This is a genomic window from Bacillus sp. 22475 (assembly GCF_052044835.1).
GTDB classification, from domain to species: domain Bacteria; phylum Bacillota; class Bacilli; order Bacillales; family Bacillaceae_G; genus Bacillus_A; species Bacillus_A cereus.
This window is the reverse complement of record NZ_JBQENW010000002.1, coordinates 245,127-267,518: the sequence shown is the minus strand read 5'-3', so window position 1 is coordinate 267,518 and position 22,392 is coordinate 245,127. Positions and strand designations below refer to the sequence as shown.

The window sequence follows — 22,392 nt, the reverse complement described above, 5'->3', positions numbered from 1 at the left end:
GCTAGAATATTGATGAAATATAGCGAATGATGTTAGGATAATGGTGTGAAATGTGTGGAATCTTTCGTATTTTATCCAAGAAAGTGATTTTTTATTTACGCTTTCATAAAAAAATATAATGAGATTCCGTATATCCTATCTTTTCAGAATGAAAATGTTTAGAAAAGGGAAGCAACTTTTATTGATTTGTCAAAGCATAAGGGGGAGAGAGCATGATTACATTACAACGTACACCGTTATTTGATGTATACGCGAAGTATGGTGGGAAAACAATCGACTTCGGTGGTTGGGAATTACCAGTTCAATTTTCAAGCATTAAAGAAGAACACGAAGCTGTACGTACAGCTGCAGGTTTGTTCGACGTGTCTCATATGGGAGAAGTTGAAGTAAAAGGTGTAGATAGTTTAGCATTTTTACAACGTGTTGTTACAAATGACGTATCTACCTTAAAGGTAGGGGGCGCACAATATACAGCTATGTGCTACGAAAATGGTGGTACAGTAGATGATTTATTAATCTACAAACGTGGTGAAGAAGACTATTTATTAGTAATCAATGCATCAAATATCGAGAAAGATTACGAATGGTTAGCAAGTCATGTAATTGGCGATGCGACAGTAGTCAATGTTTCTAGTGAAGTTGCACAGCTTGCAATTCAAGGACCAAAAGCAGAAGGCATTTTACAAAAAGTTGTGTCAGAAGATTTGAAAGAAATTAAGTTCTTTAAATTTAAAAACGATATTCTTGTAGATGGAATTCCAGCACTTGTATCTCGTACAGGTTACACAGGTGAAGATGGATTCGAAATTTACTGTAAGAGTGAAGATGCTGCAAAACTTTGGGAGAAACTTCTTGAAGTTGGAGCAGAAGAGGGCTTAAAAGCATGTGGTTTAGGTGCTCGTGATACACTTCGATTCGAAGCAACATTACCACTTTATGGACAAGAATTATCAAAAGATATTACACCGATTGAGGCTGGAATTGGCTTTGCGGTAAAAACAAATAAAGAAGCAGACTTCTTTGGAAAAGCAACGTTAAAAGAGCAAAAAGAAAACGGTGCGCCTCGTAAATTAGTCGGCATCGAAGTAATCGAACGTGGAATTCCTCGTACGCATTACCCTGTATTTATTGGTGAAGAAAAAATTGGGGAAGTAACGAGTGGTACACAATCTCCAACGTTAAAGAAAAGCATTGGTTTAGCACTAATTGATGTAAAATACGCAGCAGTTGATACAGAAGTAGAAATTGAAATTCGTAATAAACGCGTCAAAGCAGTAGTTGTTCCAACACCATTTTACAAACGTTCAAAGTAACGGGGAGAGGGGTAGATTTCATGTTGCATCGTTATCTTCCAATGACAGAAGAAGACAAAAAAGAAATGTTACAAACGATCGGCGTTCAAACGATCGATGAATTATTCTCTGATATTCCAGAGAGTGTTCGTTTTAAAGGGGATTTAAAAATTAAAGAAGCAAAATCAGAGCCAGAGCTTTTAAAAGAGCTATCTCAAATGGCTAGTAAAAATGCTAACTTAAAAGAATACGCTTCTTTCTTAGGAGCAGGCGTATACGATCATTATGCTCCAGTAATTGTAGATCATGTTATTTCTCGCTCAGAATTTTATACAGCTTACACACCATACCAACCGGAAATTTCACAAGGGGAATTACAAGCAATCTTTGAATTCCAAACAATGATTTGTGAATTAACAGGAATGGATGTAGCAAACTCTTCTATGTATGACGGGGGTACAGCTTTAGCTGAAGCGGCAATGTTAGCAGCTGGCCATACTCGCAAAAAGAAAATTCTTGTATCTAGCGCGGTTCATCCAGAATCAAGAGCAGTACTTGAAACGTATGCAAAAGGTCAAAATCTTGAAGTTGTTGAAATTAATCATAAAGATGGTGTAACAGATTTAGACGTATTACAAAGTGAAGTAGATGATACAGTTGCTTGTGTAATCGTTCAATATCCAAACTTCTTCGGACAAGTTGAAAAATTAGCTGATATTGAAAAAATCGTTCATCAACAAAAATCATTATTTATCGTTTCTTCAAATCCATTATCATTAGGCGCATTAACACCACCAGGGAAATTTGGTGCTGATATTGTAATCGGTGATGCACAACCATTCGGTATTCCAACGCAGTTTGGTGGACCGCACTGTGGTTACTTTGCAACAACGAAAGCATTTATGCGTAAAATTCCAGGACGTCTTGTTGGACAAACTGTAGATTCAGATGGTAAACGTGGATTTGTATTAACGTTACAAGCACGTGAACAGCATATTCGCCGTGATAAAGCGACGTCTAATATTTGTTCAAACCAAGCGTTAAATGCATTAGCAGCTTCTGTTGCAATGACGGCACTTGGCAAACAAGGTGTGAAAGAAATGGCACGTCAAAACATTTCTAAAGCACAGTATGCAAAACGTCAATTTGAGGCGAAAGGCTTCACAGTAACATTTGCTGGACCATTCTTCAATGAGTTTGTTGTAGATTGCAAACGTCCAGTGAAAGAAGTAAACGATGCATTATTACAAAAGAATATTATCGGTGGTTACGATCTAGGCCGTGATTATAAAGAGCATGAAAACCATATGCTTGTAGCAGTAACTGAGCTTCGTACAAAAGAGGAAATTGACACACTTGTAAACGAAATGGGGGCTATCCAATGAAGAACCAAGACCAAGCACTTATCTTTGAAGTGAGTAAAGAAGGACGCATAGGATATAGCTTACCCAAATTAGATGTAGAAGAAGTGAAACTAGAAGATGTGTTTGAGAGCGATTATATTCGAGTAGAAGATGCAGAGCTACCAGAAGTATCTGAACTTGATATTATGCGCCACTATACAGCACTTTCAAACCGTAACCACGGTGTTGATTCTGGATTCTATCCACTTGGATCTTGTACGATGAAATATAATCCGAAAATTAATGAGAGTGTAGCTCGTTTCGCAGGATTTGCAAATATTCATCCACTGCAAGATGAAAAGACAGTACAAGGTGCAATGGAATTAATGTATGACTTACAAGAGCATTTAATTGAAATTACAGGTATGGATACTGTTACTTTACAACCAGCAGCTGGTGCACACGGAGAATGGACAGGTTTAATGTTAATTCGTGCATACCATGAAGCGAATGGTGACTTTAACCGTACGAAAGTAATTGTACCTGACTCTGCTCACGGAACGAACCCGGCATCTGCAACTGTAGCTGGTTTTGAAACAATTACAGTAAAATCAAATGAAAATGGCCTTGTTGACTTAGAAGACTTAAAACGTGTTGTAAACGAAGAAACAGCAGCACTTATGTTAACAAATCCTAATACATTAGGTCTATTCGAAGAAAATATTTTAGAAATGGCAGAAATCGTCCATAATGCAGGCGGTAAGTTATACTATGATGGTGCAAACTTAAATGCGGTATTAAGCCAAGCACGCCCAGGAGATATGGGATTTGACGTTGTGCATTTAAACCTTCATAAAACATTTACAGGTCCTCACGGCGGTGGTGGCCCAGGTTCTGGTCCAGTAGGTGTGAAAGCTGATTTAATTCCGTACTTACCAAAACCGATTTTAGAAAAAACGGAAAATGGTTATCACTTCAACTACGACCGTCCAGAAGCAATTGGTCGTGTGAAGCCATTCTATGGTAACTTCGGAATTAACGTTCGTGCATACACGTATATTCGCTCTATGGGTCCAGATGGCTTGCGTGCAGTAACTGAGTATGCTGTATTAAATGCGAACTATATGATGAGAAGATTAGCGCCATTCTACGATCTTCCATTCGATAGACATTGTAAGCATGAATTTGTATTATCAGGTCGTCGTCAAAAGAAACTTGGTGTACGTACATTAGATATTGCAAAACGTCTGCTTGATTTCGGTTACCATCCACCAACAATTTACTTCCCATTAAATGTGGAAGAATGTATTATGATTGAGCCGACAGAAACAGAATCAAAAGAAACATTAGATGGTTTCATTGATAAGATGATTCAAATCGCTAAAGAAGTAGAAGAAAATCCAGAAGTTGTACAAGAAGCACCGCATACGACAGTCATTAAACGTTTAGACGAAACGATGGCTGCACGTAAACCAGTTTTACGTTATGCAAAGCCAGCTCCTGTACAAGTTTGATTAGAATAACAAAAGAAGAACTCGCTGCGGCGGGTTCTTTTTTTGTATGGAGAATTTGTGCAGAAATAGTGAAGAAAATGTTAAAAAATTATATTTTTTGTTTCCTAATGGTGTAAAGGTGTAGTTTTATAGGTAGTTTTGTTGAAAAAGTCGGTTTGATAAAAGTATTTATTTTTGTTAGAATTTTATTGAAATTAAGAAGATGTGATGAGGCAAAAATTACTCATTTTTATGTATATGTGAAAAAACGAGCAAGACGGGGGTGAAAGTGTGGGATATCGATGTTATAGAATGGTATACCATTTAGAAAATGGAGAAACAATTAAAGATGTAAAAGAATTTTGCTATCGAGACCAAGGGAAAGTGTTAGAAAGAGTAGCAAATCGTGTAATGGATAATAGAGAAGTGACGGCGATTGATAAACAAGGAACAATCATTTCAATAGCATGTGAGGACATTGTAAAGGTGGAACTTGATTACATAACAGAAAGTTAACCTTGAGTCATATCGAATTATTCGATAAAATAAACTGTTGAATGGTGAAGTGAGAAGAGAGGAGTTTATCATGGGTAGTACAAGACACTTTTATATGTTTATCTTAGCGTTTGTTCTTGTTGTGGCATTAACGATTTACTTAATCGTTGACAGCAGCTGGTACAACACGGTTCATCCGGCATTCCTTCTGTTTATGTATATAGGAATTGCAGTAGTAAGTTTCGGAATGAGAGACGAGATGTTAGATCGCTTTGAAAAGTGATACATATACGAAAGACCAACAGGAAAATGTTGGTCTTTTTTTCTTGCCAAAAATAGGATGATGTGTATATACTGTGTATATAAGGTATATACAGTATATACACACACTGGAGGAAAACATGAATATTATTATTTCGAATTCTTCCCAAGACCCTATTTATGTGCAAATAAGAAAACAATTAAGCCAGCTTATTTTAAATGGTGGTTTAAAGGGTGGAGACCAATTACCGTCTATTCGTAGCTTAGCGAAGGAATTGCAAATTAGTGTCATTACAACGAAGCGTGCGTACGAGGAGCTTGAAAAAGAAGGATATATAGAAACTGTTGCTGGGAAGGGGACTTATGTTTCACGTAAAAATAATGAACTATTAAAAGAACAGCGGCTACGTCTATTGGAAAGTAAGGCTGAAGAAATCGTAAAAGAAAGTAAAGTATTGCAGCTTTCACTTGAAGAATTGCAGCAGATGATTGCGTTTTTATATAAGGGGGAATGAGAGAGATGTTAGAGTTAAAAAACGTTTGTAAAAGTTATGAAGGTTTCGCAGTGAAAAATATAAGTTTTGCATTACCACGAGGATATATTATGGGGTTTGTCGGACCAAATGGTGCTGGGAAAAGTACAACGATCAAAATGATTATGAATTTAATTAGAAAAGATAGCGGCGATATAAAAATTTTTGGCAAAGACAATAAGAAAGCCGAAAAGGACATAAAACAAAATATTGGTTTTGTATATGATGAAAATCATTATTACGAAGATTTAACGTGTGAACAAATGAAACGTATTATTGCACCGTTATATAAAAAGTGGGACGAAAATCAATACCAATCGTATATGCAAAGATTGCAAGTTCCAAAGTATAAAAAAATTAAAGAGCTATCTAAAGGGATGAAAATGAAGTTTGCGATTGCCATCGCACTTTCACATCATGCAGAGTTTATCATTATGGATGAGCCGACAGCAGGATTAGATCCAGTTGTCCGAAGTGAATTACTTGATATGTTGCAAGAAATTGTAATGGAAGATGAAGTATCTGTATTATTCTCAACCCACATTACAACGGATTTAGAACGTATTGCAGATTATATTACGTTTATCAACGATGGAGAAATTATATTTACTGGTGAAAAAGATGAATTAATGGAGAACTACGTAATCGTAAAGGGAAGCAATGATTTATTAGATCGAGAAGGAAAAGAACTATTTGTTGGATTACGAAAAAATAAATTCGGTTTCGAAGGTTTAGCGAAGGATAAACAAGCAATTATCGATTGGTTTGGGAATGAGGTTGTAATAGAAAAGCCTACATTAGACGATATCATCGTTTACACTGCGAAAGGGAGAGGTGCCTATGCGTCAGCTAATCTATAAAGATTTGTTCTTTTTTCGGGTTATGTGGTTAGTGTATTTTATTATGCCCCTTGTTTTCTTTGTATTAGATCCAGATGGTGAATTGTTATTTCCGATGAGTTGCTTACTCATAACGATATCATCTTCTATGATACTAATAGCGATGGATGAAAAAAATAAAAGTGATGTTATTATAAATAGTTTACCTGTTGGACGAAAGGATATCATTATTGCTAAATATATTTCGGGTGTAATATTCATTGTAGGTGGCATGATTTCTACTATGCTAGTTGTTTTTCTTATAAGAGGTATCGCCGTCATTGGTGATATTGGAGTGTATCATCCAAATTTGTATATTGAAATTCCTTGGTATGTAGTAGTCAGAGGTGCTGTATATTCTTTAGTTTATATTACAGCATTATTCCCGAGTTATTATGGGACAAAATCAAAAGTAGTACGTGGAATATTTACAGGTGGAGCCGCTGGGATAGGTGTTATTATTGGAATGTTTATTGGTGACGGAGAAAGCGCTACGACATCATTCATTGATTGGATTGTGAATCCATTACATCTTGGTGTATTTATAGTTGGATCCATTACATTAGTTAGTATTTATATCGCTTCTATGTTTCTTACAATTAAAATTTACGGAGCACGTGATTTATAGAGAGGAGAATTTATATGCAGCAATTGATTTTGAAGGAGTTTTTCTTGCAAAAGAAGATGTTTCTTTTATATTTTTTAATACCTATTTTCTCTGTTTTTAGGAATCCAGTCCAACCCATGGGGATTGCAATAGGATTATTTATAACATGCAGTACGATCATATATATTTCTTTTTATTATGAAGAGAAAAGTAAAACAGAAAAAATATTAGTGAGTTTGCCTATAACGAGAACAGAGATAGTTATAGCTAAATATATTGCAAGTTCATTATTTATTATGGCTGGTTTGAGTATAACTTTTATAGTCATAATATTAGGAAATATTCTATTGAACAGAGATATAGGTATGCCTGGATATGCAGTATTTTCAGCAATAGTAGCAACTTTAATCTATTGTGTTGTAACGATACCCGCTAATTACATTGGAGGATATAAGGCTACTTCTGTTTTGAATGTTATTATGGTTTTGCCTTTAACAGGTATGATTGGCCTTATGTGCAATATTTTTGGTGATAAAACAATTATGCTAAAAGTACTTCACTCTCAAGAGGCTATACTAGCAATGGGTGTTCTTGGTACTGGAGTGTTAGTAAGTATAGTCATATCAATGTTTCTCTCAATGAAAATGTTTCAGGAGGCAGAGTTATAGAAGGAGCATTTTCATATTAGGAGGGGTAATACATGATCAAGCAACTAATTTTAAAAGATTTCATTATTCAATGGAAATTTTTAATTTGGTATATATTGTATCCAGTTTTCTTTTATATGGCCTTAACAGATACGGAAAATCTGTTCATAATTATGTCAGTAATTATTACAATTGGGGCAACAGTAAAAACATTTGAAGCAGATAGTAAAAATGAGAGTGAAGTCATAGTAAATAGTTTCCCAATATTGAGAAAACAAATTGTGTATGCGAAATATATAGTAGCAATTATTATTCTTTTTATAAGTGTAACGGTCGGTTGTTTCACGATGGGAATGAAGAGCGGGGTTAACTTATTTGAATTTATTGAAACGACAATAGTTGCTAGTATTAGCTTTATTTTAGTGTATTTAAGCTTTGTATTACCAATATCCTTTTGGCTAGGGTATAAGAAAACTATTTTTATTACGATAGTAATATTCATGGCACCGATAGTTGTTTTAGAAGTTTTGTTTCAAATCAACTTGGAACAAATTCAATTATATAATACCTTGTTATTCATTGGTTCAATATGCATGTTCATAGCATCTATCTTCGTTTCAGTAAAAATATATGAAAAAAGAGAATTTTAAAAGGTGCCTTAAAAAAGGCACCTTCTTCAATAACGACAATACGAGAGCAGTAGTTTATAAAAAGAAACGCTATTTGGTACATCTTTCGGAGTATGTAATATAAAGCTGAAAACGATGATGAGAATAAGAAATAGGAAAAATAAAAATAGGATTTGCTTATGTATAGAATTTTGCATATTATTCACTCCTTTTTTAGGTAGTATGTCCAAAAGAAAGGAGTGTATGAAAAATTTTAGGAGAGGAGAATGATGAACAAAAGAAAATGGTTATATAGAATAGGGGTACTTTTCGTTTCAATCGGTCTCATATTAGCAAATTTTTATTCAGACATACCATCACCGTTTCCTAATTTGCATAAAGGAATTGGTATAAGTATTGTCATAGTTGGTCTTCTTTGTCTTATTGCATCTAACTTTTATAGAAAATCTGAATGAATACAAAAAAGGACAGTTACTCTTTTTCAGAAGTACTGTCCTTTTTAAATAACTTATTCCATAGCTTGGCGATACTCCATATAATGACGATTGCAATGGAGGCAATAATTGACCAAGTAATAGATGCAATTTCAAGTGCCATGCTAGGAAGGAAGGTAAGAATGGATACTACTTTATGAAACAACCATTCTATTATATGAAAACTGATTTGCAATAGAATGACAATCCCGAGTGTAATCCATGCTAACAGTTGCTTCCCTTTTTCTTTCCACATGACATTCACCTCACGTTAGCTTAATAGTTTTAAGCCAACAGCGCCGCATAAAATGCAGCTTAAGAAAGCAAGACGACGCCAATCCGCTGATTCTCGGAAAATGAGAATGCCTAGAAGTGCACTTCCAGCAGTTCCGATTCCAGTCCAAATCGCGTAAGCAGTCCCCATCGGTAACGTGTTCATTGCAAGAGATAAGAAGAAGAAGCTTACGCCGAAGTTAGCGATTAAAATAACTTTTGGTGTCCAGCCTTTCTTTTCAGTGGCTACTTTCATAAAGAGTACACCAATAATTTCACAAATACCAGCTAGAATTAAAAATACCCAAGCCATTTTATGCGGCCTCCTTCGCGTCTTTTTCTTCTGTTACTCGTTTTAAACCAATTACTCCGAAGAAGATTAAACCGATTAATAAAACTTTTACGATAGAGAAAGGTTCTCCGAAGATGAAAATCTCTGTAAGAACGATTCCACCAGCTCCAATTCCTGTGAAGACTGCGTATACAGTGCCGACAGGTAAATCTTTATAAGCTCTAAATAATAAGACGAAACTAATTGTAATTAATAGAGCGACACCAGCCCATTCAAGTGGTGCCTCCGCTTTTTTTAGTCCAATCACCCAAAAGATTTCAATAATACCAGCGATGATTACATAAATCCATGCCATATGTCATTTCTCCTTCCTACCAGTCGTTAGGTAAAGGGCTTAAAAACGACGCATTGCAAAGGAGCAATCCGTCAGTTTGAAAGTCCGCGCCAAAATACTTTCCAAGAAGCGTCTAAACGTGTCTCAAAACGATTTAAACCTGCGTATAGTAGTTCAACCATAAGACCGTCGAGTAAGCATAGAAAAGCCTCTAAGGCGTCTTTTACTTCAATGTTATGCAGCTCATCTTGTTCGCTTGCTCTTTTAAATACAGGGAATAAAAGTTTTCCGACGTTTTCAATGTGTACATTTGCTTTATTAATAATTTGTTCGCGAAATGCATCAGGCGGAAAATAAGAAGTTCGTAACCAAAACATTGATTCTTCACTTTCACCAAAGCGTTTTGCATAACCTTTTAATAATTTTAAAAGCAATTCTTCAGTGGACGAATTGGAGAAGCTTTCGATATCGCCTGTGAAGCTCTGCAAATCTTTTTGAAGAGCAGATTCTAAGCATATGAAATATAGCTCTTCTTTTCCTTTAAAGTGTGCGTAAATCGATGGTTTTTTAATCCCAACTTCTTGAGCAATATTTGCCAATGAAGTTCCTTCATAGCCGTAGCGTGCGAAATGAGAAAGTGCTACAGCTTTAATGCGGTTTGCTGTCATTTTCATCCCCTACCTACCGTTCGTTAGGTTCATTATATGAGATAAAAAATATAATGTCAATAGGTGAAGAGCTGAAAAAGAGCGTTATAGGTAACGCTCTTTTTAGACAGTCTCTCGCTCAATTAAATGGAATGAAAGTTCTTTTGCACTGCCGACAATTTGCTCGCTTTGGATCTGCTTATGGAATAAAGAAAAAGCATGTGAGCCCATTGCGAGACCGGGATGTTCAATTGTGGAAATTTCTAATGCCTTTGAAATTTCATGATTATCAAATCCAAGGATAGCAAGGTCTTCAGGTACTCGAATACCATGTTTTCGAGCCTCTGTTAATAAACCAGCTGCAACTTGATCGTTCGCTGTAAAAATAGCAGTTGGACGATTTTTCATATTTAAAATACGATGGAGTATTTGTGCTCCGTCCTGCATTGTATAGCATTGGTGGAAAATCCATTCAGGATGCAACGTTTTCCCTTCGTTACGAAGGGTATCGGCGAACGCTTTTTCGCGCTCCATGGAATTTACACTTGTTTTTCTTGCTAAACAAATTCCGATTTTTTCATGGCCTTTACTTAGTAAATAGGCAGTACCGAGACGGAAACCTTCATAATGATCTACGTAGATGGATGAAATGAGGGGGTGCTTCATTTTTTCACATGAAATAATAGGGGCAAATTTTGCGAAAGGTTCGATTTGTTCCCAAGAGCTCGTTCGGGAGCAAATAATCATCCCATCAAATTGTTTCATTTTCATCATTTCAAGAACACGAATTTCTTCAAGGCTATCGTAATTTGTTTGGCATAAATTAATGTGATATCCAGCTAATAATGCTTCGTTACCGATTCCTTCAATAATGGTACTGAAGTAGGGGAGGTTAATGAAAGGAAGCATAACGCCAATTGTATATGTTTTCCCTCTTATTAAATGGACAGCATTTATATTTTTTGCGTAGTTTAATTCTTCAACAGCGTCTAGAACACGCTTACGCTTTTCTTCTTTTACGTAAGGGTGATTATTCAGAACACGAGAAACAGTTGATATCGATACACCAGCAGTTTTAGCAATTTGTTTTATATTGGCCATATGTATCACCTCTTTCCCTTATTATAAAGGGAAAATAATAAGAAAGAAAAAATCTTGACCTGAAAAGCTTTTCACAAACTATGGTATGAATAAGACTTCTTTTTATTCGCGTAACCTTTTCACTTGGGCGTAAGAATGATAGGGGTCTTTTTTGTTTGCAAAAAGTGTTGTCAAAATGTGTGAGAATAACGTGGAAAGTTTTCAAAGGTGGAGTTTGATGACAAAGCGAATATGAAGAGCATATCAACGCTTCGTTCGTTAAGAGAGCGGTATGAAAGGGCGGAAACAAATTGAAAAAAAGAATCATTTGTTTCGTGTTTTCTAGTTTTGTACTTAGTTCGTGTTCGTTTCAGCAAACGATGCAAGAAGAAAAACACTTTGTGGGAACAACAGGAGGAGCTATGGATCGTGTTACGGATCCTATTCCGCTAAAGGAACTTCCAAAATATTTTCCGGTGAAGTTTAAAGTTCCAACGTTTTTACCGTACGACATTACAAGTGATGTGAAGGGTGAAGTAAGAACGCTTGGGAAAAAGAACGCTGTCTTAACGATTAAATATAAACAGAAGGAGCCAGGTAGAAATGAGTATATTGAGTTAAATGTCGCGAACTTTCCTTATAGTTTTCCGGATCTTATGGAAGAGAAGCGATTTCAAGAACAAATGAAACTGAATAATGGAACGTCTGCTTATTTTAAAAATAAAGATGATTATGAACGTGGTGAAGAATTTGCTACGCTTATATGGAAAGAGAAAGGAATTGAATATCAGCTGCTGTATCGGAATGTAGAAGAGAACGATGAAAAGGTAATCAAGCAGAATTTATTATACATTGCGAATAAGATGAAATGAAAAAACTAGCTGATTTATTCAGCTAGTTTTTGTATGTTATTATTTCTTTTTAATTTTGCCTGTCCAAGATTTAAATCCACCTTGTAATTGGTAGAAATCTTTGTAGCCTTGTTTTTTTAAGTATTGCGCTGCACGACCTGTACGGAATCCACTTTGGCAATATAAGTAAACAGGTTGATCTTGACGAAGTTCTTTATGGCGAAGGCGAATTTGTGATAACGGAATGTTACGTGCACCTAAAATATGCCCTGCGTTATATTCGTCTGCTTCACGAATATCGATAAGCTGTGCTTTACGGTAGCCAGCGCGAAATTCTTCTTCTGTAAGAGTTTTAATTAATTTTTTCTGATAGAAGTACATCCATACAGTGTAGCCGATAAATGCTACGATTACGGCTAATAAAATAATCCAAGTTGTTGACACGATTCTATCGCTCCCTTTTTTCTTATCCTACTTTCAATATTATAATGCCCATATGTATTTATGCAACAGATTCATTTGCATATAAGAAGAAATTTCGTATTCTTTCACAAATTTTGTCGAATTTGGTAGACTAGAGAATGTGAAAAATAATTGGTTATATGAGGTGCAGGATGGGAAAAGAAAAATGGTGTTATATTAACTCTGGTCAATGTTCACCGGCATTTAATATGGCGTTAGATGAATGTTTGTTAAATTGGCAAAGTGAAAAGAAAATGCCACCAACAATTCGTTTTTATGAATGGGAAGTACCAACATTAACAGTTGGATATTTTCAACGTGTTGAGAAAGATATTAATATGGATGTAGTTAACGAAAAAAAATATGGATTCGTTCGTCGTCAAACAGGCGGCAGGGGTGTACTACATGACAAAGAGTTAACGTATAGTGTTATTGTGTCTGAAGATCATCCGAATATGCCGAAAACAGTTACAGAAGCATATCGTGTTATTTCGCAAGGCTTATTAGATGGTTTTAAGGCATTAGGGTTAGAAGCATATTATGCAGTTCCAAAAACAGAGGCAGATCGTGAAAATTTGAAAAATCCACGTTCAGGTGTATGTTTTGATGCACCATCTTGGTATGAAATTGTAGTGGAAGGAAGAAAAATTGCTGGTAGTGCACAAACACGTCAAAAAGGTGTTATTTTACAGCATGGATCGATTCCATTAGAAATTGATTTAGATGAACTATATGATCTATTTTTATTCCCAAATGAACGCGTGAAGGAACGTATGAAGAGTATGTTCTCTTCTAAAGCAGTAGCAATTAATGAATTAACAGACCGTACATTTACGATAGAACAGTTAATTAAAGCGTTTGAAGTTGGCTTTGAAAAAGGATTGGATGTAGAACTTGTTCCATATGAATTAACAGAAGAACAGTTACATGAAGTTCAAACGTTAGCGAAAGAAAAGTATGAAAGTAATGAGTGGAATTATAAAAAATAAGAGATGGCAATTGCCACCTCTTATTTTTTTATAGTAAATTAAGTACTTTTTCTACTTTGATTCCTTTATCTTGTAAAGAACGAAGGCGACTTACAACGTCCATAATTTCTTTGTCAAATGTAACGCTAATACCTTGGCTTTGTAGTTCTTCTTTTAAGCTTTCAATAGAATCATCTATGTCGATGCCAAGCTCGTAATCTTGACAAACTTCAATTGTCTTTTTCACGAGTTTAACATAATTTTCTTGTAGTTTTGAATTTGTTTCAGTCAAAGCAGGCTGCTTCGGTTTTGCAGGAGCAACCGGTGCTGTCTCTTGCTTTGTAACTGGAGTAGGGACTACTTTTTTCACAGGCGCTGGAGTAGCTAGTTCTACAGCTGCTTCTACGCTTACTGGCTTAGGTGTCGGTACCGGAGTAGGCTTAGGTGCCATAGCAGGTGTTTCCACACGCGTAACAGGCTTAGGAGCAGGTGTAATTGCTTTTGGAGCTTCTACAACTACTTCTTTTTTGGGTGCTGCTTCTACCTGTGTTTCTTCTTGCTCGGCAGCTTCTTTATTTTCTTTACTCCACATAACGCGTTCAATTTCTAGAGAAACATTGTTTTTGTTCATCGCTGTTAATGTAACTTTACCAACTTCAGCGTTTCCAGTGAAATCAACAATTTTATAAATAACACTCTTGTTCCAATCCACGTTTCCGCTCAAAAATAATTCTTCGTTACATTTCGGCGTTAAGCCCTCGATTTTAATTTCTGCGTTTACACCGTTTTCACTATATACCATAATTAGCGAAGCATTTACATCTTCGTCTGCTAACATTAGTTCACGTACCATTTTGCCGGTGCGTACTTGCGTTTTCTTCTTAACTGACATCTAATTTCTCCTCTCAAAAATTCAGTAATAATAAAAAAATCGTATAACGAAAAATAATTGCTCACGAAGATTTATGATACCGATAATAAAAGCATCACGTCAACAATTAACTTTAATTATTTTGCATTTTTCTTATTTTCTTTATGAAATTTTTCAATTTGTAAAATTAGACAGAAGAAAAAACAGCCTTTTGAAGGGCTGTTAAAAATTTGATTTTTTATATAGTAATTTATATAAAATAAAAAATAAGATAGCAATTAAAGCATTTTGCCAGAAGTTTAGATGATAAATGAGATAAGGTTGCTTTTGGAAATAAATATTTAAGAATACAGCGGAACAAAATGGAGTAGCAAATGCGAATCCAAATAGAATTCTTCTTTTCCAATTCATTTTCTGATCAAAGGAGTAACGCTTTAATAAATATAAAATAAATAGTATACCTAGTATAATTATTGAAACAGACAAAGTAGTTCCAAGGATGCTAAAAGGCGGACTTGATAATGTATTGTTTTTTTCAAATAGAAACATAAAAAATGAAATAATTGCATTTATGCCAAACTGTATAGCAAGAAGTAAGCTAATAGAAAATCCAATTAAAGAGGTTTTTTCTAACTTTGTTTGAGTTGGTAAAGCTGATATAAGTTCATCGCAATAAGATTGTAAATTATCTCCAAAGATGTCATAAGCATTTTTATTTTCTGCTTGTGCTTCGATGAGGTGATCTAATATTTCTAGTAACAGTTCCTCCATTTGTTGCTCGGGTACGTTTGATATTCGAAGATATACTAACATATCACCATAAGCAGCCTCGTTTTCGGAAGTTAGAAGCTCACGTTTTTTATTATTCAATTCAATCATGTCTTGTGCATTCATCCCTATCACTCCCCCTGTAATAAGTTATTTACCGTAGTAGAAACCATTCCCCAGCTTTTTTTAAATTCTTCAAGTTGTTCTAACCCTTTATCGGTTACGTGATAATATTTTCGCTTCGGACCGAGTGAGGAAGCTTTTAATGTTCCTTCAATCAATTTTTCTTTTTGCATACGTAATAATAACGGATATATGCTTCCTTCGCTTACGAATGTAAAGCCGTGTTTATTTAATTTTGTGCTCAGTTCATATCCGTAAACTTCTTCTTGTGAAATGATGTATAGGATGCAACCTTCTAGTACACCTTTTAACATTTGGCTGTGCATGATTTCACCACCTTTTACTCAGGTAACTTGCGTTGCAAGGTAGCTGTTATCCAAATTATAACATTCAGTAACTTTAATGAGTGTTAATTTTTTAATGTTTCCCATACTAACGAGAGGAGGGAAGCGTATGAAACCATTTATGCCAAAACTCGTTTACTTTGAACCAAAGGCACTTGAATATCCACTTGGAAAAGAGCTTTATGAGAAGTTTACGAAGATGGGATTAGAAATTCATGAAACAACATCACATAATCAAATTAGAAATTTGCCAGGAGAAAATGATTTGCAAAAGTATCGTAATGCAAAGGCTACACTTGTCGTTGGAGTAAGGAAAACGCTAAAGTTTGATACGTCAAAACCGTCAGCTGAATATGCAATTCCGCTCGCAACAGGGTGTATGGGACATTGTCATTATTGCTATTTGCAAACGACACTTGGGAGTAAGCCTTACGTTCGTGTGTATGTCAATCTTGATGAAATATTTGAGAAGGCAAAGCAATATATGGATGAAAGGGCACCTGAAATAACAAGATTTGAAGCAGCGTGTACATCAGACATTGTTGGGATTGATCATTTAACACATGCATTAAAGCGGGCGATTGAATTCATTGGAGAAAGTGAATATGGGCGCTTACGTTTCGTCACGAAATATTCGCACGTTGATCATTTATTAGATGCAAAGCATAATGGGAAAACTCGTTTCAGGTTTAGTATAAATTCACGATATGTAATTAAAAATTTTGAACCAGGGACATCGCCATTTGAGGAGCGAATTGAGGCGGCACGTAAAGTAGCAGGTGCAGGTTATCCACTTGGTTTTATAGTCGCGCCACTTTATATGCATGAAGGATGGGAAGAAGGATATCGTGAACTATTTGAGCGACTGTACAATGCGCTGAAAGATATGACGATACCAAATTTAACGTTTGAATTAATTCAGCATCGTTTTACGAAACCAGCGAAAAAGGTTATTCAAGAGCGTTATCCAAATACGAAGCTTGAAATGGATGAAGAGAAGCGAAAGTACAAATGGGGACGATATGGAATTGGGAAATATGTATATAAAAAAGATGATGCAGAAGTATTGGAGGAAACGATTCGAGGATATATTCATCACTTTTTTCCTGACGCAGAAATTCAATATTTTACATGAAAGGAACTTGTATTTGAATACAGGTTCTTTTCACTTTTGCAGATTTAGGCTCGTTTCCACCTTGTCACGTTATTCTTTCTGGTGTATCATTTTATTGATTGCTTCGTACGGAATAAGCAAAATGAAATTGGATGGAGGAAACCGATGCCTACCCCTAGTATGGAAGATTATATTGAACAAATTTATTTGTTGATTGATGAAAAGGGTTATGCCCGTGTATCTGATATTGCTGAAGCGCTTAGTGTACATCCATCCTCTGTAACAAAAATGGTACAAAAATTAGACAAAGACGAATATCTAATTTATGAAAAATATAGAGGGCTTGTATTAACATCAAAAGGTAAAAAAATTGGGGAACGTCTCGTATATCGACATGAATTGTTAGAACAGTTTATGCGCATTATCGGTGTGGATGAAAGCAAAATTTATAATGATGTAGAAGGAATTGAACATCATTTAAGTTGGGAATCAATTGACCGTATCGGTGATTTAGTACAATACTTTGAACAAGATGAGGTTCGAGTGGAAACACTTCGTGGTGTTCAAAAAGCAAATGAAGAGAAAAGTAATTAAGGGGAACGGATGGCGTTTCCTTTTTTATTTCAATTCGAAAAGGATGGGAGAATTATGAAAGCAATTATTTTTGATTTTGATGGATTAATTGTGGACACAGAAACGATATGGTTTCACTCTTTCAGAGATGCTGTTCGTGAATACGGCGGGGAACTACCTTTAGAGGAATTTGCGAAATGCATTGGAACAACAGATGAGGTACTTTATGCATATTTAAATGATCAATTAAAAGAGAAGTTTAACAAAAGTGTATTAAAAGAAAAAGTGGCAACTTTACATAAAGAGAAAATGAAAATACCAGAAGCTCGTGACGGGGTAAAAGAATATTTAGAAGAAGCGAAAGAAATGGGATTAAAAATCGCACTAGCTTCTAGTTCGTCTAGAGAATGGGTTATTCATTTTTTAGAAGAGCTACAGATTCGAGAATATTTTGAAGTAATTAAAACGAGAGAAGATGTTGAGAAGGTAAAACCAGATCCAGCTCTTTATCGAGTTGCAATAGAAGAATTAGGAATTAAGCCATCTGAAGCTGTTGTATTTGAAGATTCATTAAATGGATTGAGAGCAGCAGTTGCAGCGGGATTAACGTGCGTTGTTGTACCTAATGATGTGACACGGAATTTACCATTTAAAAATCATCATCTTCGAATTGAAAGTATGAGAGAGAAAAGTTTAAAAGAAGTGCTTCAAAGTATAAAAAAAGACCGTATTTCCTAAAAGGAAGCACGGTCTTTCTTTTTACTTTTTTTGCCTTCAATGACAGTTAAATGAGACTGTTTTCTTTTTCGTTTCAAAGTGGAAGAATTCCCTTTTTTACTTTTGTCATTAGAAGTATTTGACTTAAAGAAAGAATTGCCTAGGGGTGCTACATTTTGTTTCCCATGTTTGCGGTTCGATTGTTTTGCCGCACGCTTATATGAGCTTTGCGAATTTGCGGAACCACTGGAATTTGTAAACATCTTGTATAGCAAGTAAAAGATACCGACAACAAGTAACATGTACCCGATATTTCTTAATACACCCATGGGATTTGTAATAACAGATGAAACAAGGCCGAATATTGCCAATCCAATAATAAGCACAAATATAGCGAAAGTAAACGAACGACCGTTCATAAGGGACACCTCCTAAAAACGTATATTAAAATTAGTATATTAACGATGAGGAAAGGAGTTGAACACCATTTTTAAATAATTATTGTTTGTTCTCTAAACGTAATAATTCTTCAAACGATGCAATTGCTACTTCCACTTGGTCATCTGTTGGTTCTTTTGTTGTTAATAGTTGTAGCCATAACCCAGGATATCCAAGTACGCGTAATACGGGAATATCTCTTAATCGATTTGTAAATTGCAATACTTCAAAAGAAATACCAAGTACAACTGGAATTAATAAAATTCGGTTTATAACTCGTGCCCAAAGAGGATCTGTAGGGACTAGGAAATAAACGAACATTCCAATAATGACTGTAAATATAATAAAGCTACTGCCGCATCTATAATGGAGGCGAGTTTGCTTTTGAACGTTTTCTACAGTCAGAGGAAGGTTATTCTCATAAGCATTGATTACCTTATGCTCTGCACCGTGATACTGAAATACCCGCTTAATAAGTGGGGTTAAAGAAATAAAGTATATATAGCTCAATAATAGCATGAGCTTAATGACACTTTCGACAATGATTTGCCCAGTATGAGATGGGAAAATCGGTCTCGTTAATTCAGCTAATAGTGCAGGAACTGCTGTGAAGATGACTTTACCGAATATGAAAGATAAAACGCCAACAGCTGCAACTCCTAATACCATCGTTAATTTTGATTGTTCTTCTTTTTTATTTGCAATTTGTTCATCATCTTCTGGGTGGACGTCAAATCGTTCTGAAGCGAAGTTTAAATGCTTTGCTCCATTCGCACTTGCATCCACAATAGCGGCAATACCTCGTAAAAATGGAATTTTTTTTAGGATAGATAATACTTTATTACGAACGCGTGGTAATCGATAAAATTCAATCGATTTATCTTTACGACGAACCGCTGTAACAGTATATTCTCTACCGCCAAACATAACTCCTTCTATGACCGCTTGCCCGCCATATATTTGTTTTGACTCTTCTGCCATGTTAACACCAACCTGTATTTGTTTCTCTCTTATGTAGAAAAAGAGGCAATTGTCATACTGGGTTCTGTCGTTTTGAAATAAGACAATCACCGAGTTTCCTTTATTTTATCGGCAAATACAAGTAGATGACAAGGGAAAATGTTATGAGAGTCGGACATTTCTTATTCTTTTTATAGACAAATTTCGCAGGATTTAAACATGCTTCAAAATAGTTTCGGGCATACTATTGAGCGGAGGTGTCGATGTGAGTCAAGAACAATTAGGAACAAGGAATTTTGTACAAATCGGTTTGTTTGGTGGAATCTTTTGGGGCGGGATATGGTATTTCCTTCATATATTTTCATTCACGGAGGCGGGACCGAATTATTTCCTTTTACCATTTGCGTTTGGAAGTTGGAAAGAAGGTGTATGGGGGAATGTGTCAGGAATAGTTTGTATGGGACTTCTTTCAATTTTGATTGCCTTTTTGTATAAAGCATTTTTTGCGAAGTTTGAAGGGATTATTGCGGGAATTATTTATGGATTATTTTGGTGGGCATTACTGTTTTTGGGGATGGGTTTAATGGCTCCTGTTATTAAAAGTGCGCTCCATTTACCAAAAGAGACAATTGTAACGACAATATGTATTTTTATATTGTATGGTGTGTTTATAGCATATTCTGTTTCTTACGCAGTAAATAGCAATAAAGTAGAACAAGAAGGGCGAGAGAAGACGAACTATTCAAATAAGTAACTCCTATGTTAAAATATTGTATAGATATTTAATATTAAGGAGTTTTAAGAATATGAAAAAGTTACTCCTCGTAAACGGTCCTAACCTAAATCGCCTCGGTGTTCGTGAGGTAAATGTATATGGAAAGGGCACGCTAGCGACACTTGAAGCAGATATGAAGCAAGAAGCGGAAACAATGGGAGTGGAGTTAGAATGTTTCCAATCGAATCATGAAGGTGCCATTATCGACATTATTCATGAAGCGGAAGATATATATGAAGGGATCATTTTAAATCCGGGAGCATTTACGCATTATAGCTATGCGATTCGTGATGCCATTGCGAGCATTTCGATTCCTGTTATTGAAGTACATATTTCTAACATTCATCAGCGTGAATCGTTCCGTCACGAATCTGTGACGGCAGCTGTTTGTGCAGGACAAATTGTTGGATTTGGTTTTTATGGCTATAAGTTAGCGTTATTTGCATTAATGGAGAAATTGAGGGAGGCATAAAGTAATGGAGAAAATTGAAAGATTACGAAGTGCATTTGGTGAGGCTGGCATTGACGGTATTTTGTTAACAAATGAACATAGTCGTAGATATATGGCTAACTTCACAGGAACAGCAGGTGTAGTTCTTATTTCAAAAGATTGTGCTCAATTTATTACAGATTTCCGTTACGTCGAGCAGGCAAGTAAACAAGCGGTTGGATATGAGATTGTACAGCACGCAGGATTAATCATTGATGAAGTGGCAAAGCAAGTGAAAGAGCTTGGAATTCAAAAGCTTGGTTTTGAGCAAGATACTCTTACATATAGTTCTTATTCAGCGCATAAGGAAGCGATTGATGCTGAATTTATCCCAACTTCTGGACTTGTAGAAAAGTTACGCTTGATAAAGACTGATTCAGAGATTAAGATATTAAAGGAAGCTGCACAGATTGCAGATGCTGCCTTTGAGCATATTCTATCATTCATTCGCCCGGGAGTATCTGAAATTGAAGTGTCAAATGAACTTGAATTTTTCATGAGAAAACAAGGAGCAACATCTTCTTCGTTTGATATTATCGTTGCTTCAGGTCTTCGTTCGGCATTACCGCACGGCGTGGCATCTGAAAAAGTGATAGAAACAGGAGATTTCGTTACATTAGACTTCGGCGCTTATTACAAAGGGTATTGCTCTGATATTACTCGTACGATTGCAGTCGGTGAACCATCTGATAAATTAAAAGAAATTTATAATATCGTTTTAGAAGCGCAACTACGTGGTGTGAACGGTATTAAAGCTGGTTTAACAGGTCGCGAGGCTGATGCGCTAACGCGTGACTACATAACGGAAAAAGGATATGGTGAATACTTTGGACACTCTACTGGTCATGGAATAGGTCTTGAAATCCATGAAGCACCAGGTTTAGCGTTCCGTTCTGATACAGTACTTGAACCAGGTATGGCTGTAACAGTAGAACCAGGTATTTATATTCCAGGTATTGGCGGCGTACGTATTGAAGATGATATCATTGTGACAAGTGAAGGTAATGAAGTAATTACGAAATCACCAAAAGAACTTATTATTTTGTAATACACAGGAGGATTTTTTTACATGATTTCAGTAAACGATTTTCGTACAGGTTTAACAATTTCAGTGGACAATGCGCTTTGGCAAGTACTTGATTTCCAACACGTAAAGCCAGGTAAAGGTGCTGCATTCGTTCGTTCTAAACTACGTAACATTCGCACAGGATCTGTTCAAGAGAAAACATTCCGTGCAGGTGAGAAAGTAGAAAAAGCACACATCGAAAACCGTCGTATGCAATACTTATACGCAAGTGGTGAGGCTCACGTATTTATGGATAACGGAACTTATGAGCAAATCGAGCTTGGTGAAAACCAAATCGAGCGCGAGCTTAAATTCCTAAAAGAAAACATGGAAGTAGCAATCATGACTTACCAAGGCGAAGTACTTGGTGTTGAACTTCCAAACACAGTTGAATTACAAGTTACAGAAACAGAACCTGGTATTAAAGGTGATACTGCTTCTAACGTAACAAAACCAGCTACATTAGAAACTGGTCTTGTTGTACAAGTACCAATCTTCATTAACGAAGGCGAAATGCTTATCATCAACACTGGTGAAGGTAAATACGTTTCTCGTGCATAGTAGAAAAGCACTCGTGATAATTCACGAGTGCTTT

31 protein-coding genes are annotated in these 22,392 nt (G+C 35.8%); 20 read left to right on the top strand and 11 right to left on the bottom strand.

All coding sequences use genetic code 11. The features are described 5' to 3' along the window. Window positions 1-212: 212 nt before the first annotated feature. From gcvT to ACTJJY_RS04695, 11 genes are all read left to right on the top strand, one after another. On the top strand, window positions 213-1,313 hold the full coding sequence (gene gcvT, locus ACTJJY_RS04745) for a glycine cleavage system aminomethyltransferase GcvT (RefSeq protein ID WP_000631769.1): 1,101 nt from the start codon (window positions 213-215) through the stop codon (window positions 1,311-1,313). 20 nt (window positions 1,314-1,333) lie between these two features. Then, complete coding sequence (gene gcvPA / locus ACTJJY_RS04740; RefSeq protein WP_000903240.1) at window positions 1,334-2,677, top strand: aminomethyl-transferring glycine dehydrogenase subunit 1; 1,344 nt, start codon at window positions 1,334-1,336, stop codon at window positions 2,675-2,677. Beyond that, a complete protein-coding gene (gcvPB, locus tag ACTJJY_RS04735; protein WP_000795702.1) occupies window positions 2,674-4,149 on the top strand; it encodes an aminomethyl-transferring glycine dehydrogenase subunit 2 in 1,476 nt (491 codons plus the stop codon). Before gcvPA ends, gcvPB begins: the two co-directional genes overlap by 4 nt. 291 nt (window positions 4,150-4,440) lie before the next feature. Next, window positions 4,441-4,644, top strand: coding sequence for a DUF3929 family protein (locus tag ACTJJY_RS04730; RefSeq protein WP_000262496.1), 204 nt, complete (start codon window positions 4,441-4,443; stop codon window positions 4,642-4,644). A 70-nt stretch (window positions 4,645-4,714) separates the two neighbouring features. Then, window positions 4,715-4,906, top strand: a complete 192-nt coding sequence (locus tag ACTJJY_RS04725) for a hypothetical protein (RefSeq protein ID WP_000535933.1) — start codon at window positions 4,715-4,717, stop codon at window positions 4,904-4,906. 118 nt (window positions 4,907-5,024) lie between these two features. Then, window positions 5,025-5,399, top strand: coding sequence for a GntR family transcriptional regulator (locus ACTJJY_RS04720; RefSeq protein WP_001021350.1), 375 nt, complete (start codon window positions 5,025-5,027; stop codon window positions 5,397-5,399). A gap of 5 nt (window positions 5,400-5,404) precedes the next feature. Beyond that, complete coding sequence (locus ACTJJY_RS04715) at window positions 5,405-6,277, top strand: ABC transporter ATP-binding protein (protein WP_440605098.1); 873 nt, start codon at window positions 5,405-5,407, stop codon at window positions 6,275-6,277. Continuing rightward, complete coding sequence (locus ACTJJY_RS04710) at window positions 6,258-6,923, top strand: ABC-2 transporter permease (protein WP_440605097.1); 666 nt, start codon at window positions 6,258-6,260, stop codon at window positions 6,921-6,923. The genes ACTJJY_RS04715 and ACTJJY_RS04710 overlap by 20 nt, the downstream gene beginning before the upstream one ends. Window positions 6,924-6,937: 14 nt before the next feature. Further along, window positions 6,938-7,570, top strand: coding sequence for an ABC-2 transporter permease (locus ACTJJY_RS04705; protein WP_440605096.1), 633 nt, complete (start codon window positions 6,938-6,940; stop codon window positions 7,568-7,570). Between the two features lie 35 nt (window positions 7,571-7,605). Continuing rightward, a complete protein-coding gene (locus tag ACTJJY_RS04700) occupies window positions 7,606-8,199 on the top strand; it encodes an ABC-2 transporter permease (protein WP_440605203.1) in 594 nt (197 codons plus the stop codon). Window positions 8,200-8,447: 248 nt separating this feature from the next. Then, window positions 8,448-8,633, top strand: coding sequence for a hypothetical protein (locus ACTJJY_RS04695; protein WP_042969072.1), 186 nt, complete (start codon window positions 8,448-8,450; stop codon window positions 8,631-8,633). 16 nt (window positions 8,634-8,649) lie between these two features. Here ACTJJY_RS04695 and ACTJJY_RS04690 read toward each other — a convergent pair whose 3' ends face one another. The 5 genes from ACTJJY_RS04690 to ACTJJY_RS04670 all read right to left on the bottom strand — a co-directional run bounded on the left by ACTJJY_RS04690 (window position 8,650) and on the right by ACTJJY_RS04670 (window position 11,298). Next, on the bottom strand, window positions 8,650-8,907 hold the full coding sequence (locus ACTJJY_RS04690) for a DUF3975 family protein (protein WP_440605095.1): 258 nt from the start codon (window positions 8,905-8,907) through the stop codon (window positions 8,650-8,652). A 15-nt stretch (window positions 8,908-8,922) separates the two neighbouring features. Next, a complete protein-coding gene (locus ACTJJY_RS04685; protein ID WP_327897871.1) occupies window positions 8,923-9,237 on the bottom strand; it encodes a multidrug efflux SMR transporter in 315 nt (104 codons plus the stop codon). Between the two features lies 1 nt (window position 9,238). Continuing rightward, window positions 9,239-9,571 carry a DMT family transporter gene (locus ACTJJY_RS04680; RefSeq protein WP_071713565.1) on the bottom strand — a complete coding sequence of 111 codons (333 nt, stop codon included), beginning with the start codon at window positions 9,569-9,571 and terminating at the stop codon, window positions 9,239-9,241. A 71-nt stretch (window positions 9,572-9,642) separates the two neighbouring features. Next, a complete protein-coding gene (locus ACTJJY_RS04675; RefSeq protein ID WP_002005730.1) occupies window positions 9,643-10,224 on the bottom strand; it encodes a TetR/AcrR family transcriptional regulator in 582 nt (193 codons plus the stop codon). A 96-nt stretch (window positions 10,225-10,320) separates the two neighbouring features. Continuing rightward, window positions 10,321-11,298 carry a LacI family DNA-binding transcriptional regulator gene (locus ACTJJY_RS04670; RefSeq protein WP_001273986.1) on the bottom strand — a complete coding sequence of 326 codons (978 nt, stop codon included), beginning with the start codon at window positions 11,296-11,298 and terminating at the stop codon, window positions 10,321-10,323. A 314-nt stretch (window positions 11,299-11,612) separates the two neighbouring features. Here ACTJJY_RS04670 and ACTJJY_RS04665 point away from each other — a divergent pair, with 314 nt between their 5' ends. After that, window positions 11,613-12,149 carry a DNA polymerase III subunit delta gene (locus ACTJJY_RS04665; protein ID WP_440605202.1) on the top strand — a complete coding sequence of 179 codons (537 nt, stop codon included), beginning with the start codon at window positions 11,613-11,615 and terminating at the stop codon, window positions 12,147-12,149. A 39-nt stretch (window positions 12,150-12,188) separates the two neighbouring features. Here the strand turns inward: ACTJJY_RS04665 and ACTJJY_RS04660 are convergent, their stop codons facing one another. Further along, a complete protein-coding gene (locus ACTJJY_RS04660; protein WP_000108653.1) occupies window positions 12,189-12,572 on the bottom strand; it encodes a rhodanese-like domain-containing protein in 384 nt (127 codons plus the stop codon). Between the two features lie 170 nt (window positions 12,573-12,742). On the opposite strand from ACTJJY_RS04660, the gene ACTJJY_RS04655 reads away from it, so the two are divergent. Next, window positions 12,743-13,579 carry a lipoate--protein ligase family protein gene (locus tag ACTJJY_RS04655; protein WP_000514081.1) on the top strand — a complete coding sequence of 279 codons (837 nt, stop codon included), beginning with the start codon at window positions 12,743-12,745 and terminating at the stop codon, window positions 13,577-13,579. A gap of 28 nt (window positions 13,580-13,607) precedes the next feature. Here ACTJJY_RS04655 and ACTJJY_RS04650 read toward each other — a convergent pair whose 3' ends face one another. The 3 genes from ACTJJY_RS04650 to ACTJJY_RS04640 all read right to left on the bottom strand — a co-directional run bounded on the left by ACTJJY_RS04650 (window position 13,608) and on the right by ACTJJY_RS04640 (window position 15,646). After that, entirely contained in the window at window positions 13,608-14,450 is an 843-nt protein-coding gene (locus ACTJJY_RS04650) for a hypothetical protein (RefSeq protein ID WP_440605094.1), read from the bottom strand. Window positions 14,451-14,651: 201 nt separating this feature from the next. After that, a complete protein-coding gene (locus ACTJJY_RS04645) occupies window positions 14,652-15,323 on the bottom strand; it encodes a DUF1129 family protein (protein WP_440605093.1) in 672 nt (223 codons plus the stop codon). Between the two features lie 5 nt (window positions 15,324-15,328). Beyond that, window positions 15,329-15,646, bottom strand: coding sequence for a PadR family transcriptional regulator (locus ACTJJY_RS04640; protein WP_000556081.1), 318 nt, complete (start codon window positions 15,644-15,646; stop codon window positions 15,329-15,331). Between the two features lie 127 nt (window positions 15,647-15,773). Here ACTJJY_RS04640 and splB point away from each other — a divergent pair, with 127 nt between their 5' ends. The 3 genes from splB (at window position 15,774) to ACTJJY_RS04625 (ending at window position 18,089) form a co-directional block, all read left to right on the top strand. Next, complete coding sequence (gene splB / locus ACTJJY_RS04635; RefSeq protein ID WP_053563666.1) at window positions 15,774-16,799, top strand: spore photoproduct lyase; 1,026 nt, start codon at window positions 15,774-15,776, stop codon at window positions 16,797-16,799. A 144-nt stretch (window positions 16,800-16,943) separates the two neighbouring features. After that, window positions 16,944-17,372, top strand: a complete 429-nt coding sequence (gene mntR, locus ACTJJY_RS04630; protein WP_001143080.1) for a transcriptional regulator MntR — start codon at window positions 16,944-16,946, stop codon at window positions 17,370-17,372. Window positions 17,373-17,426: 54 nt separating this feature from the next. Continuing rightward, window positions 17,427-18,089 carry an HAD family hydrolase gene (locus ACTJJY_RS04625; RefSeq protein ID WP_053565474.1) on the top strand — a complete coding sequence of 221 codons (663 nt, stop codon included), beginning with the start codon at window positions 17,427-17,429 and terminating at the stop codon, window positions 18,087-18,089. Here the strand turns inward: ACTJJY_RS04625 and ACTJJY_RS04620 are convergent. After that, complete coding sequence (locus ACTJJY_RS04620) at window positions 18,086-18,487, bottom strand: SA1362 family protein (protein WP_001014463.1); 402 nt, start codon at window positions 18,485-18,487, stop codon at window positions 18,086-18,088. The genes ACTJJY_RS04625 and ACTJJY_RS04620 overlap by 4 nt on opposite strands. Window positions 18,488-18,566: 79 nt before the next feature. Continuing rightward, a complete protein-coding gene (locus ACTJJY_RS04615) occupies window positions 18,567-19,487 on the bottom strand; it encodes a DUF1385 domain-containing protein (RefSeq protein ID WP_000807120.1) in 921 nt (306 codons plus the stop codon). A gap of 244 nt (window positions 19,488-19,731) precedes the next feature. On the opposite strand from ACTJJY_RS04615, the gene ACTJJY_RS04610 reads away from it, so the two are divergent. The 4 genes from ACTJJY_RS04610 to efp are packed head-to-tail and all read left to right on the top strand — an operon-like array spanning window position 19,732 to window position 22,358. Further along, entirely contained in the window at window positions 19,732-20,220 is a 489-nt protein-coding gene (locus ACTJJY_RS04610; RefSeq protein WP_000076886.1) for a YqhR family membrane protein, read from the top strand. A 52-nt stretch (window positions 20,221-20,272) separates the two neighbouring features. Further along, complete coding sequence (aroQ, locus tag ACTJJY_RS04605; protein WP_000735140.1) at window positions 20,273-20,713, top strand: type II 3-dehydroquinate dehydratase; 441 nt, start codon at window positions 20,273-20,275, stop codon at window positions 20,711-20,713. Window positions 20,714-20,717: 4 nt separating this feature from the next. Beyond that, window positions 20,718-21,779 (top strand): Xaa-Pro dipeptidase, encoded by a 1,062-nt coding sequence (pepQ, locus tag ACTJJY_RS04600; protein WP_440605092.1) that lies wholly within the window; start codon window positions 20,718-20,720, stop codon window positions 21,777-21,779. A gap of 21 nt (window positions 21,780-21,800) precedes the next feature. Continuing rightward, complete coding sequence (efp, locus tag ACTJJY_RS04595) at window positions 21,801-22,358, top strand: elongation factor P (RefSeq protein ID WP_016512321.1); 558 nt, start codon at window positions 21,801-21,803, stop codon at window positions 22,356-22,358. Window positions 22,359-22,392 lie beyond the last annotated feature (34 nt).